The organism is Amycolatopsis sp. NBRC 101858 (assembly GCF_030269325.1).
GTDB lineage: Bacteria > Actinomycetota > Actinomycetes > Mycobacteriales > Pseudonocardiaceae > Amycolatopsis > Amycolatopsis ponsaeliensis.
The window spans coordinates 699,282-711,808 of record NZ_BSTD01000007.1; the positions used below are offsets into that span (position 1 = coordinate 699,282).

The 12,527-nt window shown below is 70.3% G+C and carries 12 protein-coding genes; 4 read left to right on the plus strand and 8 right to left on the minus strand.

What is annotated here, in order from left to right:
• Position 1 precedes the first annotated feature (1 nt).
• Genes QSK39_RS46570 through QSK39_RS46580 form a run of 3 tightly spaced genes read right to left on the minus strand, consistent with a single transcriptional unit; the run spans position 2 to position 3,188 of the window.
• Positions 2–1,294 (minus strand): FAD-dependent oxidoreductase, encoded by a 1,293-nt coding sequence (locus QSK39_RS46570; protein WP_285484244.1) that lies wholly within the window; start codon positions 1,292–1,294, stop codon positions 2–4.
• Positions 1,291–1,989: a response regulator gene (locus tag QSK39_RS46575; RefSeq protein ID WP_285484245.1), complete on the minus strand. Its 699-nt coding sequence runs from the start codon at positions 1,987–1,989 to the stop codon at positions 1,291–1,293. Before QSK39_RS46575 ends, QSK39_RS46570 begins: the two co-directional genes overlap by 4 nt.
• Positions 1,986–3,188, minus strand: coding sequence for a sensor histidine kinase (locus QSK39_RS46580; RefSeq protein WP_285484246.1), 1,203 nt, complete (start codon positions 3,186–3,188; stop codon positions 1,986–1,988). Before QSK39_RS46580 ends, QSK39_RS46575 begins: the two co-directional genes overlap by 4 nt.
• A gap of 107 nt (positions 3,189–3,295) precedes the next feature.
• Between QSK39_RS46580 and QSK39_RS46585 the strand changes: the two genes are divergently transcribed.
• Both QSK39_RS46585 and QSK39_RS46590 read left to right on the plus strand, forming a co-directional pair.
• The gene (locus tag QSK39_RS46585) at positions 3,296–5,296 is read left to right on the plus strand and encodes an alpha/beta hydrolase (RefSeq protein WP_285484247.1); all 2,001 of its coding nucleotides are present in this window, start codon (positions 3,296–3,298) and stop codon (positions 5,294–5,296) included.
• 97 nt (positions 5,297–5,393) lie between these two features.
• Complete coding sequence (locus QSK39_RS46590) at positions 5,394–5,675, plus strand: hypothetical protein (RefSeq protein WP_285484248.1); 282 nt, start codon at positions 5,394–5,396, stop codon at positions 5,673–5,675.
• Positions 5,676–5,730: 55 nt separating this feature from the next.
• On the opposite strand, the gene QSK39_RS46595 is transcribed toward QSK39_RS46590, so the two are convergent.
• The gene (locus QSK39_RS46595) at positions 5,731–7,170 is read right to left on the minus strand and encodes an FAD-dependent monooxygenase (protein ID WP_285484249.1); all 1,440 of its coding nucleotides are present in this window, start codon (positions 7,168–7,170) and stop codon (positions 5,731–5,733) included.
• A 58-nt stretch (positions 7,171–7,228) separates the two neighbouring features.
• On the opposite strand from QSK39_RS46595, the gene QSK39_RS46600 reads away from it, so the two are divergent.
• A complete protein-coding gene (locus QSK39_RS46600; protein WP_285484250.1) occupies positions 7,229–7,849 on the plus strand; it encodes a TetR/AcrR family transcriptional regulator in 621 nt (206 codons plus the stop codon).
• A gap of 84 nt (positions 7,850–7,933) precedes the next feature.
• Positions 7,934–8,584 (plus strand): SIMPL domain-containing protein, encoded by a 651-nt coding sequence (locus tag QSK39_RS46605; RefSeq protein WP_285484251.1) that lies wholly within the window; start codon positions 7,934–7,936, stop codon positions 8,582–8,584.
• Between the two features lie 159 nt (positions 8,585–8,743).
• Here QSK39_RS46605 and QSK39_RS46610 read toward each other — a convergent pair whose 3' ends face one another.
• From QSK39_RS46610 to QSK39_RS46625, 4 genes are all read right to left on the minus strand, one after another.
• Positions 8,744–9,769, minus strand: coding sequence for an SHOCT domain-containing protein (locus tag QSK39_RS46610; protein ID WP_285484252.1), 1,026 nt, complete (start codon positions 9,767–9,769; stop codon positions 8,744–8,746).
• Between the two features lie 627 nt (positions 9,770–10,396).
• Positions 10,397–10,573 carry a hypothetical protein gene (locus QSK39_RS46615; RefSeq protein ID WP_285484253.1) on the minus strand — a complete coding sequence of 59 codons (177 nt, stop codon included), beginning with the start codon at positions 10,571–10,573 and terminating at the stop codon, positions 10,397–10,399.
• A gap of 255 nt (positions 10,574–10,828) precedes the next feature.
• Entirely contained in the window at positions 10,829–11,848 is a 1,020-nt protein-coding gene (locus QSK39_RS46620; protein WP_285484254.1) for a hypothetical protein, read from the minus strand.
• Between the two features lie 29 nt (positions 11,849–11,877).
• On the minus strand, positions 11,878–12,432 hold the full coding sequence (locus QSK39_RS46625; RefSeq protein ID WP_285484255.1) for an RNA polymerase sigma factor: 555 nt from the start codon (positions 12,430–12,432) through the stop codon (positions 11,878–11,880).
• Positions 12,433–12,527: the final 95 nt, after the last annotated feature.

The following is a 12,527-nucleotide window of genomic DNA, read 5'->3' on the forward strand; positions in this document are numbered from 1 at the left end:
CTCAGCGCGCCAGGCACCGGCGGCCGGCGGGCGGGCGGCGCGCGAACGCGGGCGCTCGCTCCGGCCGGAACCCCACGCCCACCAGGTACACCGCCGCCAGCCGGCTGAAGGGCAGCCACCGCGAGGCTCGGAGGGCCGGGCCCACCAGCCCGGCGGTCTTCCCCGACCGCAGGGGCCCGGCCAGGTCGGCGTGCATGACCCGCTGCAGGGCCTGGACCAGCACGGTCGGCAGGAAGCGGCGGCGGCGAACCCGGTCCAGGTCCGCGTCGCGCACCGCACCCCGGCGCAACGGCCCGGCCAGCACGCGGGCCGCGGCCACCGCGTCCTGCACGGCCAGGTTGATCCCCATCCCGCCGACCGGGGACATCGCGTGCGCGGCGTCGCCGAGGCACAGCAACCCCGCGACGTGCCACCGGCGCAACCGGTTGAGCCGCACGTCGAGGTGCTTGACGTCGTCCATCGTGGTCAGTTCGCCGACCCGGTCCGCGTACTCCGGCAGCAGCTCCGCGACGTCGGCCCGGAACGCCTCGACCCCGCGGGCGCGCAGCCGCGCGTCGGTGCCCTTGCTCGCGACGTACCCGACCTGGAAGTAGCCCTCCCGCGGGATGACGATGGCGAACCGGCCCCGGCCGGGCCGGCGGGTCAGCTCGCCGATCTGCTCGCCGTCGCGGCGGGAGAGCCGGAACCACCACGTGTCGAACGGGACGCCGGACTCCGCCACCGCGAGACCGGACTCCGCGCGCAGAATCGAGTCACGCCCGTCGCACGCCACGGTCAGGTCGGCCCGGAGCTCGCCCTCGACGGGCTCCCCCGCGGCGTCGACCGTGCGGTGCCGGACACCGGTCACCCGGCCGTCTTCGGTCAGCAGCGAGGTCACCGTCACGCCTTGGCGCAACCGGAACCCCGGCTCCTCGCGGGCCGCGTCGGCGAGGAGGTTCAGCAGGTCCCACTGCGGGACGATGGTCAGGTAGGGGTGCCGCACGCCCCAGTGCCGCAACGCCCCGAAGTCGCCGATCCGCCGGGTGCCCCCGCGGGCGTCGGGCAGCACCACCTCGGTGACCCGTGACTGGGGCAGCTCCGCGAACCGCTCGCCCAGCCCGAGGTCGTCGAGCAGGTCGAGGGTGGCGGGGTGGACGGTGTCCCCGCGGAAGTCGTCCAGGAAGTCGCCGTGCTTCTCCAGCACGGTCACGTCCACGCCGGCCCGGGCGAGCAGCAGGCCGAGCATCATCCCCGCCGGGCCCCCGCCGACGACGCAGCACGTCGTCCGGTCGACGACCGGCTCGAAATCGCTCATCTACCGTCTTTCCCTTGGCTCAGCCAGGTTCCCTTGTCGGCGAACCCGGTGATGTGGGCGTAGGCGACGGCGTGGGTGCGGTCGCGCAGGCCGAGCTTGCGCAGGATGCCGGACACGTGGGTCTTCACCGTCTCCTCACCGACGTGCAGCTCCCGGGCGATCTCCGCGTTGGTGTGGGCGCGCGAAAGCAGTTGCAGCACATCGCGTTCGCGGGCGGTCAGCCGGTCGATGTCGTCGGCGCCGGGCGGGCGGCTCAGCGTGTCGGTGAAGCGGGCGACGTGCCGCTTGAGGATGGACGGATCGATCAGGACGTCGTCGCGGGCCGCGACCCGCACGGCGGCGATCATCTCCTCGGGCGGCATCGACTTGAGCAGGAAACCGCGCGCGCCGGCCCGCATCGCGCGGTGCACGTACTCGTCGGTGTCGTGGGTGGTCAGGACGACCACCCGGGTGCGGTTGCCGGGCACGGCGAGGATCGCCGACGCCGCGCCCAGGCCGTCCCGGCGCGGCATGCGGATGTCGAGGACGGCCACGTCGGGACGCAGCCGGAGCACGGCTTCGACGGCCTGTTCCCCGTCCCCGGCTTCCGCGACGACCTCGATGTCGTCCTCCATGTCGAGGATGGCGCGCAAGCCCGAGCGGAAGACCGCGTGGTCGTCGGCGACCAGGACGGTGATGGGCGACGGCTCGGTCATGCCGGCTCTCCGAGGTTTTCGAGGTTTCCGAGGTCGAAGGAAACGGCGGTCCGCCAGGTGCGGCCGTCCGGGCGGGGACCGCTGGCCGGCCGGCCCGCGAACGCTTGCGCCCGGGCGCGGATGCCGGTCAGCCCGCGTCCCTCGGCCGTCGCCTCGCCGGTCGCCGGGAACGGGTTGACGGTCTCCACCTCGAGCCGGCCGGCCGAGTGGCGGATCGCCACGTCGATCGGGCCGCCGCTGCCGTGCCGCAGCGCGTTGGTCAGCATCTCCTGGACGATCCGGAACAGCGCGGCGTCGAGGGGACCGGGCAGCGCGGGCGGTGTCCCGGTGGTGTCCAGCCGGACCGCGATGCCCGTCGACCGCAGGCTTTCCAGCAGCTCCCCCACGTCGTCCAGACCGGGGTCGCGCCGCGCTTTCGGCCGCTGCCCGAGCAGCAGGTCGAGCATGTGCCGCAGATCGTGCAAGGCCGACCGGCTGGAGTTCTCGACCGAGCACACCGACGCGAGCGCGGACTGGTCGCCGCCGGTCCGGGTGAGCCGCAGCCGCGCCGCCCCGGCGTGCACGCTGATCGCGCTGACGTGGTGGGTGACGACGTCGTGCAGGTCACGGGCGATCGCCGCGCGGTCTTCGGTGACGGCCCGGTCGACCTCGGCCTGCGCTTCGCGCTTCTCCTGCTCGGCCTGCCGCCGCATCTCCTCCAGGTAGGCCCGGCGTGCGGTCGTGTAGCGGCCGACGAGCCACGAGACGAGGCCGATCTTCGCGGCGGCCACCGCAACGTGCCAGTCGAGCGTGTACCCGCGAGCGAGGTGCGCGAACACGAGACCGCCGATCACCGCGCCCAGCGTGGCGACGGCCTGCGTGCCCCGCAGCCACGCGCCCGAACGGTACGACGCGACCAGCACGCCCGCTTCGTTGAGCCGGAGGTCGGCCGGCCCGCCGAGCAGCACGGCGGCGCCCACGTTCACGGCCACCGCGGCGACCGCGGTGACGCCCGACCACTTCGTCGGGGTGGCGAGCGCGGCGTCGGCGGCGACGACGGCGAGCAGGGCCACGGTCCAGGCGAAGCTCCCGGCCGGCAGGTCCTGGGTCACGAACGACAGCACGTCGGCGCCCACGCAGACGACCGCGACCAGCAGGGACTGGCGCTGCAGGCTGGTCCGGGCCCGGGCGAGCATGGTCGGCGGAGGGCCTTTCGTCATGCGGTGACAATGGCAGGTCCCCTCGGCCGCGGCTTCCCTCGTGCGAGGGAAGACGAGCGGCTCCGCGGGGGGAAGATCGGCAGCACCCGGATTCCTACGGTACCGGCATGGCATCGTTCAAGCTCCGGCCCCGCGTGGCCGCTTTCGCGGTCACCGGCGGGATTCTCTTCACCCTACTCGCGTCAGCCTGGTGGCCGGCCCGAGGCCTGACCGTCCCGAGTGGAGCCACCGCGGGCTCGCTGACCACCCGGCCCTGCGACTTCGACACCGAAGCGGGGAGCCTCGCCGCGGACTGCGGAACGCTCGTGGTGCCGGAGAACCGCCGCGACCCGGCCTCCGAGCTGATCGCGCTGCCGGTGACCAGGATCCGGGCCGCCGCGGCCGATCCCCGGGAGCCGATCTTCCGGCTCGGCGGCGGACCGGGCGCCACGAACATGACCTTCCCCGAAGCGAGCCGGCTCACCGAGCACCACGACGTCGTCCTCGTCGGCTACCGCGGTGTCGACGGTTCGCGGCGGCTGGACTGTCCCGAGGTCGCCGGCGCGATGCACGCTCCGGACGAGCTCACCGGCGCGAAGGCCCTGCCCGCCACCACCAAGGCGTTCGAACTGTGCGCCCGCCGGCTGACCGGCGACGGCGTCGATCTCACCGGGTACTCCGTCGCCCAGCGGGTCGATGACCTGGAGGCCGCGCGCACCGCACTGGGCTACGGGCGGATCGACCTGCTCAGTTCCAGCGCCGGGACGCGCACGGCGATGGTCTACTCCTGGCGCCATCCCGGATCCCTGTTGCGGTCCACCATGGTCTCGGTGAACCCGCCCGGGCACCTGTTCTGGAACCCGCGGGTCACCGATTCCCAGTTCGGCCAGTACGCCGAACTCTGCCGCGCCGACGCCGCCTGCGCCGCCCGCACCCCCGACCTCGCCGCCTCGATCCGGGACACCGCCGCCCACCTCCCGAGCGGCTGGGGCCCGCTGACCATCAAGGACACCAACGTCCGGGTGCTGAGCCAGTACGCCATGCACCACAACGGAAGTACGTCGGCCCCGAACAACGCGCCGACGGTCATCGACGCGTACCTGAGCCAGGATCCCGGCGCGCTGTGGGCGATGTCCGTGCTCGCCGACGTCACCCTGCCGGAGTCGATCGTCTGGGGTGAGTTCGCGTCGTTCTCGATGATCGACGCCCCGGCGGCGGAGCGCTACTACGCCGAGGGCGGCGATCCGGGATCGATCCTGGGCAACGCCTCGACCGACTTCCTGTGGGCCGGGCCGTCCGGCGTGGCCACGGTCTGGCCGGACAGCCCGGACAACGCCGAGTACCGCACCCCGCGGCCCACGGACGTCGAAACCCTGCTCGTCGGCGGCGAAGTCGACTTCTCGACGCCCGCCCGGAACGCGACCGAGGAGGTGCTGCCCACGTTGCGCCACGGACAGCAGGTGATCCTGCCCGGGCTGGGGCACACCGCCGACTTCTGGGAACGCGCCGACGCGAGCAAGCACCTGCTGACCACGTTCTTCGACACCGGCAAGGTCGACAGTTCGCGGTTCGACCGCCGTCCGATCGCGTTCGCCGACGTCCCGCTGAGCATGTCCACGCTCGCCCGGCTCCTCATCGGCGTAGCCGTCACCGGAGCAGTGGCCGGCTTGGCGACGCTCGGCTTGCTCGCCCGCGCATCCCACCGCCGCGGCGGCTTCGGCCCCCGGCGGAGTGCGTGGCTCCGGATCCTGACGGCCCTCCCCCTCGGCCTCGGCGGGTGGTTCCTCGGAGTACTGGTGGTCTGGACGATCAACCCGGACGACTTCGTGTTCAGCGCAACGGTGGTGGTTCCGGGAACAAGCCTGCTCATCGGCCTCGGCGCGTATCTGGCGTGGACGCACCGAGACCGCACTTCCCCGAGCCGCCACCGGGCGGTGGTCATGGCTGTGGGTGGAGCGCTCGCAGGCGCGTTCCTCGGCTGCAGCGCGCTGCCCGGCTTCGCCGCACCGGCGGCAGCGATGGCGGGAGCAGCAGCGGCGGCGAACCTCGCACTGCTGTGCGTCGACATCCCCTGGCGGCGCCGTCACATCCCGGCCACGGGGAAGGCGTCTGACCTGCGCATTTTATGAATCTGCTGACTTTTCGCCGCATCGCGGGCGGATCGTCCTCAGGCAGAGCGGTCCATCGGCGGATGACCCGAAACCCAACGAATGTGGGGAAAAAATGATGACGACGAAATCGGGTAAGGCGATCGCGCGCGGTCTGACGGTGGCGGTGGCCGCGGCAGCCGCGTTCACCGTGACAGCCGCCGGGCCCGCTCAGGCCAGCTCGGCGAAATGCCAGGAGTCGCTGCGCCAGCACCACTACACGGTGGGCCCGAAGGTGCGGGCCGCCTGCAACGCCGGCCAGACCGGCGGCGCGGGCATCCTGGCCTGCTACGTCTCGTTGCTCGCGATCGACGTCAAACCCGACGACGCCGCGGTCGCCTGCAACGCCGCGGACGACTAGCGCATCGTATCCGGCGCGACCGGCGGACCGAGCCTGAAGATCGCCCCTTACCCGGCTAGCCGGGCGCACCGGGAAACCGGACGCCGATGTCGTCCAGTGCCGCGGCGATCCGCTCGTCGTCCGCCTCGTCCGCGGCCGTCCAGACGTGCCCGTCCGGGCGGACCAGCACCACCGCCGCGGTGGTCCACGGAAGCGGCGCCGTGACGACGTCGAATCCCCACTTCGCCGCGGCCGCCGTAGCCGCCGGGATCGGCGCGGCCGTGGCCACGAGGACGGCAGGCCGGGCGTGCCGCGACGGCGGGACGGGCACTCGCTTGCCGACCAGCGGGTGGTCGCCGGCCGCGTAGGCGACGTCCAGTGCCGACAGCTTTCGCGCCAGCGCCAGCGACAGCTCGGGCACCTCCGCGATCAAGCGGCTCAGCACCGCCCGCAGCGCGATCCCGTCCGGGGCCGTGGCGGTGATGAGCGCCGACTGGCCCAGGGTGTGCTCGACGAGCTGCTCCCCGACCGGGTGACGTTCGTCGTGGTAGGCGTCCAGCAGCGCCGGGTCCGCGTCACCCCGGGCGACCGCCGCCAGGCGCCAGCCCAGGTTCATCGCGTCCTGGACGCCGACGTTGAGCCCGACACCCCCGGCCGGCAGGTGCCGGTGCGCCGCGTCGCCGGCGAGCAGCACCCGGCCGTGGCGGTACCGTTCGGCGAGCTTCGCGGCGTCGCCGAACCGGGTGAGCCAGCTGGGGTCGTGCATCCCGAAATCGCTCCCGGCGACGCGGATGGTGCTCTCGCGCAAGGCATCCAGGGTCAGCGGACCAGGCAGGTGACCGGTCAGCTTGTCCACCCCGGAGATCCGGTACCGGCCGTCGCGCAGGGGCACCGACAGCATCGCGCCGTGCTCGTTGTGGGCGCCGCGCACCGGTTCCGACGTCACGCGCACCTCGCCGAGGTAGCCGTAGAACGTCGTTTCGGTGCCCTCGAACGCGATCCCGGCCGAGGTGCGCACCACGCTGCCGACGCCGTCGGCCCCGACGACGTAACGCGCGAAACGGGTGTAAGGACCGTCCGGCCCGGACACCTCCAGCCGGACGCCGTGCTCGTCCTGCGTCAGGTTCGTGACGCGGTGGCCGCGCAGGATCCGCGCCCCGGCCGCGAGTGCGTGCTCTTCGAGCAGCTCCTCGGTGCGGCGCTGGGGAATGGCGAGCATGAACGGGTAGGGCGTGTCGAGCACGCTGAGGTCGACCGGGCTCTCCAGCATGCCGAAGTGCCACCGCGGCAGGGGGACGCCCTCGGCCAGGAACCGCTCGGCCAGCCCGCGCATCGCCAGCACCTCCAGGGTGCGCGGGTGCACGCCCAGCGCCTTGGAGTGCGGGCTGCGCTCGTCCGCCCGCTCCAGGACGACGGCGGGAACGCCGCCCAGGCCCAGTTCCGCCGCGGTCCACAGGCCCACCGGGCCCGCGCCGACGACCACGACGTCGTCGTGACCGGATTCAGTTGACTGCATGCTCCCCATATTCATAGTAATGACCCTACTCTCAATGTAGGGAGGTAGCATCGACCCCATGGCCGGACGTGACTACCGGTCGTCGGTGCGGGAACGGCACGCCCAGGACACCCGCCGGACGATCCTCGACGCCGCCGCCGCGCTGTTCGCCGAGCGGGGGTACGCCCGCACGAGCGTCGCCGCGGTCGCGGAGGCCGCCGGCGTGGCGGTGAACACCGTCTACACCAGCGTGGGCGGCAAGCCGGCCCTGGTGACCGCCCTGACCGAGGACGGCGCCCGGGACGAGGAGGCCGTGGAAGCGGCGCGAGCCGTGACCGAGTGCGCGGACGTCCGCGCGGTGGTGCGACTGGTGGCCGAGGGCACGGGCTCCGTGCAACGCCGCCGGCAGCGCATCTTGGCGATCCTCCTGGACAACCGCACCGCCGACCAGGACGTAGCCGCGGCGGCCGACCTGGCCGTGCGCGCCACCCGGACGCGCCTCGACATCGCCGCGGGACGCCTCGTCGAGATCGGCGGATTGCGCGCCGGCCTGGACCGGGAACGGATCGGGCAGATCCTGTGGTTCTACTTCGGCTTCGAGTCGTGGCGCACGATGTGGAGCTTCGGCTGGAGCCTGGAGCAGGCGGCCGGCTGGCTGGCCGAGCAGGCGGAATCGGCACTCGTAGAAGCGCGACCGTGACGGCACGACGGTTCCGGAGTCAGCCTCACGCACTCCGGTTTGGCTGCGGGGCCGAGCCGTGGGTCGCCCTGGTTGGATAGCGGCATGAACGGTACTCAGTCCATAGACCGGCCGTGGGGTGCCTCGGTGTTCGGCGCGGCGAGCGTGGATGCCACCCCGGATCTGGCCCGGCTACGGGTGGAGATCAAGCAGACCAGGCCGAAGCCCGCCGAGGCGTTCGAGGTCACCCGCGCCGCGGTCAACCAGGTCCGAGAGGTGCTACGCGGACACGCGATCCCCGACACGGCGGTATCCACCTCGCGGCTGAACCTGAAATCGAGTTGGAACTTCACCGGCAACGAGCGCAAGTTCCTCGGCTATGAGTGTGCCGCCTCCTTCGTCATCGAGCTGCGCGAGCTCGAAATCCTGGAGACGGTCCTGGTCGACGTGGTCGAGGCCGGGGCGAACCAGGTCGACGGGGTCGAGTTCGACGTCAGTGGCAAGAAGCAGCTGCGTGCGCAGGCACGCGAGGCCGCGGTAATCGCCGGCCGGGAGAAGGCGGATCTGTACGCACGCGCCGCAGGAGTACGGCTCGGCCCGGTCATCCACATCCAGGACGTCGACTCCGAGCAGATGCCGAACACCTACCGCGGCCATGCCCAATCCGCGGCAGGGGGTGGCGAGGGGGACCTGACCCCCGGCAAGATCACCGTCTCGGCGGGTGTGGTCATCGGATTCTCCCTCATCGGGGACTGATCGGACGGCAACCGGCTGCGCGCACGGCGCGGTACCGTGGCCGCCGTCGATCGGCGCGACGACTGTCCCGTCATCGGCGGCTCCGCGTTGACCGTCGGCTGGCGGATGGTCATTGCCGCGCCACTACCCAAAGGTTCACCCAAGTGCCGGCAGCCGAGACTAATCCCCGGAAAGCAACCGGGACTTCAACTGGTCGAATTCGGCGCGATTTATCAGGCCGCGATCCAGCAACTTCGAGGCCGCGCTGAGCTGATCAATGGCGGATGCAGCGTCCGAACTCGGCTTGAATTGACTTTCATCGCCGGCCGAGGTGAGAACTTCCCTGATTTTGCCGAGAACCGGCGACAAGTCGATTCGCAGTTGGCCGGGCTCAGTCAGGGTGTACAGGAAGAATAATTCCGACTTGGTGGTGCGCACGGCCAGAACGGTTTTGATGGTAGTACGGGTACCGGCTGCTTTCAAGACCGCCGAGACCAGGCTGTCCACCGCACCCGAGAAGTTGTCGCTGATGCCGACCTGAGTGGCTTTGATGGCCGTGCCGATGATCTTCCCGGCCGAGTCGACGAAGGGGTTGATCGACTGAGTCTCACCTGGTCCGCCTATTTGAATATTCGTGAATTCGCCATAGGGTAGCGTGCCGACGACTTGCCGCGTTCCCACTCCGAGCACCTTGAGGCTGTCATCCGTGAATCGCACGTCGTAGGACGACTTTGCTCTCAGGTTTCCGCATTTTGCGTAGTCGCCCCCCAGGAAGATCGCCGGAGTGAGCAGAAACCGCGTCTCACGTTCGAGCTCTTTGCGAAGTTCGTGATCGTCCGTTCGATTCCGGTAGGCAGCTTCATTGCGCTCAACAGCTTTGCAGCATCTTTCGAATTCGCGCAGGTCGAGATCCGCGAGGACCCGCCAGGCGTCGAGCCATCCCTCTTCCATAATGGGGAAATACTCCGAGACGATCTTATCGAAGCCGCTTGCCGAGCGTTTGGCGACAACCAATCCGGGACCACCCTTCCTCGGTGGCCGATCCCGAAGGAAGACGAAATATTTACCACCCGGACCACTATAACTGAGGAGGCGCGACAACTCCGCAAAACCTACCGCCGGATAGAGCGGCATTCGGACGTCAGCGGAGTAATTTGCACTGCTTTCACGGCTCGATCCATCGGCTTTTACCGTGATCACCTCCACATGCTCACGCCCTCGCAGCTTGCGAGCCCGCGAAGTCTACCGCATGTCCGGCACGGGAGACGCACACAGCGAGAATCGCAACCCATGAGGGATAATCTCAAGCTCGACCGCAGTCTCGAAACCGATCATCCTGCGCCGAGGCCGAGCGCGAGTGTGCAATGTCGGGCCCGGCGGGCGGGTGTCCTCATCCGCCCGCCGGAATGACCGGGGTATGCGGCATACCGTTCATCCAGGACCAACCTCGACGGTACGGCGCCCTCCATTCTGCCGGCCGACTCGTGCGCACAGGTGCTCTCGACCGATTCGACGACACAGACGGAGCCGGCCCGAATAACGGACGAACGTCGTCTCACGCCGCATTGAGCGCGGAATTCCGCGAGTCCTGCATAGTGGCGACCATCGTCCGTCGAGGCACCTGGCCGGCCTACCTGCGCTGGGCAACGGACCAAGCCCCTTGGGCGGGCTCATACCGATGAGCGGACTGCCGAAGTTCGGCGCCTGCCATGCCGCCTTTCTCGGCGAAGCCTCGGGCCGTTCGTTCTTCGTGTACGACGAGGGACCTGAGTTGACGGACCACAACGCGAAGCTCCTGCCGGTCCGAGGACCGTCGGGGCCGAGATCGTCCCGTCAGCCCGCCCGACGGGACAACAGCTGGGCCAGGCAAGCGATGGCCGCGCAGAAGAACCCGATCGCCACGTACTGCAAGTAGGCCAGCCCGGCGGTCGCCGCGATGACCGCGCATACCACGGCGACCAGCGCCAAGAGCCCGCTGACGAGATACGTCCTCTTCCGGTTCGCCGACACTGCGGCCCCTCCCCGATCGATGGTCGGTCACCGGGCTACTTGGCCGAACTGGTGACGCCGAAGAGCGGACGACCTCACTCCGACGCCTCCGCCGCGGCATGGGCAGGTCTTCCGGGTACAGCATCCCCCGTATCGGGCCGCCACGCCACGTCACGAAAAGGTCCACACCCTTACCTTGCCCAAGCAGGCCCAGCCTCGCACCCCGATTTCGCGGCCCTTCCCACCCGGCAGACGGGCAGACAGTTCGGTACGAAATCAGATCTTGCCCGCCGCCACGTCGGCGAGGGTCACGCGGGAGGACTTGTAGTTCACCACGTAATGCTTGACCGGTTCCGCCGACGTGATCTCCTCGCGGATCGGCAAGCCGTTGTCGGCGTTGATGATGAGGACGTCCGCACTGCCGCCCAGGATCGCGGGGGGCACCGTGAGGCTCAGCGCGGCCTGGCCGTCGACGCTCGTCTTGCCGACGATCATGTCCGGGATGGTCGCGTACAGCTTCAGCACGCCCGCGCGGACCTCCGCATCGGCCGCGTTCGCGAACAGCGCGTGTTCGGCGTTGCTCCACAAGTGGTTGTTGATCAGGTTCTCCAGGTCCTTGCCCGTCGGACGCGGCTTGGGGGCGGGAACCGGTTTGCCGATCTTGCGGAACAACTCCGCGGTCTCCGCTTGAGCGTCCGCCCAGGCCTTGTCGGCCTCCTCGGGGCTCAGGCCGACCCCCAGCGCATTGCTGGACGCGGTGATCATCGCGATCCTGGCCTTGTCGACGTCGCCGTTCGCGGCGAGACGGGCCGCCGCCATCGCGTTCTTGTCGTACTGCTGAGCAGGCTCGGCGTCGCCCTTGGCGACCGCGTGCGCCAGGGTCTTCATCGAATCGCCCGTGAACTGCTGGCCCTTGTCGGTGTAGAGGGTGTAGGAGAGGTCCGGTTTGCCGTCCAGCCCGAACTTCGTGTTGATGATCAGCGACGCGTCTCCGGGCTGCGTGCCGGCTGCTTTGACCGCGGAGGCCAGCTTCACCAGCGGCGCCTCGACCGCCGGCTGGGCCTCGACCGCCCGAGGGGCGGGGCCGGCCGGGACGCTGCCGCCCGACGTCCCCAGCACCACAGCCGCCGCGACGGCTGCCGCGCCCACGGCGGCGACGCCGGCTTTGGGCCAGGAGAACCAGCGCTTCGGCCGCACGACCGTGGCCACGGGTTCCCCCATCGCCGCCTGCAGTGCCGTACGGGCACGGTCATAGGCCTCGGGACCGGGGGACGGCACGTCACGCAGATTCTTCATGAGATCCATTTCATCCATGGGCTTGTCTTTCACGTAGTCGGGACTTGCAGCAGCGCGACCACTTCGGGAGCTTCACGCAACGCCTTGCGCGCCTGGTGCAACAGGCGGCGGGCCGTGCCGGCCGGGATGTCGAGCACCCGCCCGGCCTCGGCGACGGTCAGGTCCTCCCAGGCGACCAGGCCCAGCACTTCCCGCTCTTCCGGTTTGAGCCGAGCCAGTGCCCTGCTCAGCAGTGCCTGCGTGTCCACGCGGGCATCCACCGCCGGCCAGGGATCCCAGTCACTCGCCACGCCGCTCAGGTCCGGCGCCGGCTCCTCGGCCGACGCGGACCGCCAGTGCCGGCGCAGCCTGTTCAGCGCGACGCCGTACAACCACGGCCTGGCTTCGGGATACGAACGGTCGTAGTTCGCACGGGACTCGTAAGCCGCCACCCAGACATCGCCGAGCACGTCCTCGGCCGCCTGCCGCCCCACTCGGCGCGCCAGGTAGTTCCCGAGCGCGGTCTCGTGCCGGCTGATCACTTCCACGAAGGCATCGGTGTCTCCGCGCAGCGACCTACCGATCAGTTCCGCGTCTGACGACATGAAGCTCCTCGGGTTTCGCTTCGCCCTGACACCCCGTCATTGCCAACGCCCGCCCAAAGCGTTCAGATTAAGTCACCCGACGACGAACACCGCAG

Excerpts from the sequence above, each read along its gene's own strand:
- QSK39_RS46570 (WP_285484244.1), bottom strand. The coding sequence starts at position 1,294 with ATGAGCGATTTCGAGCCGGTCGTCGACCGGACGACGTGCTGCGTCGTC.
- QSK39_RS46575 (WP_285484245.1), bottom strand. The coding sequence starts at position 1,989 with ATGACCGAGCCGTCGCCCATCACCGTCCTGGTCGCCGACGACCACGCG.
- QSK39_RS46580 (WP_285484246.1), bottom strand. The coding sequence starts at position 3,188 with ATGACGAAAGGCCCTCCGCCGACCATGCTCGCCCGGGCCCGGACCAGC.
- QSK39_RS46585 (WP_285484247.1), top strand. The coding sequence starts at position 3,296 with ATGGCATCGTTCAAGCTCCGGCCCCGCGTGGCCGCTTTCGCGGTCACC.
- QSK39_RS46590 (WP_285484248.1), top strand. The coding sequence starts at position 5,394 with ATGACGACGAAATCGGGTAAGGCGATCGCGCGCGGTCTGACGGTGGCG.
- QSK39_RS46595 (WP_285484249.1), bottom strand. The coding sequence starts at position 7,170 with ATGCAGTCAACTGAATCCGGTCACGACGACGTCGTGGTCGTCGGCGCG.
- QSK39_RS46600 (WP_285484250.1), top strand. The coding sequence starts at position 7,229 with ATGGCCGGACGTGACTACCGGTCGTCGGTGCGGGAACGGCACGCCCAG.
- QSK39_RS46605 (WP_285484251.1), top strand. The coding sequence starts at position 7,934 with ATGAACGGTACTCAGTCCATAGACCGGCCGTGGGGTGCCTCGGTGTTC.
- QSK39_RS46620 (WP_285484254.1), bottom strand. The coding sequence starts at position 11,848 with ATGAAGAATCTGCGTGACGTGCCGTCCCCCGGTCCCGAGGCCTATGAC.
- QSK39_RS46625 (WP_285484255.1), bottom strand. The coding sequence starts at position 12,432 with ATGTCGTCAGACGCGGAACTGATCGGTAGGTCGCTGCGCGGAGACACC.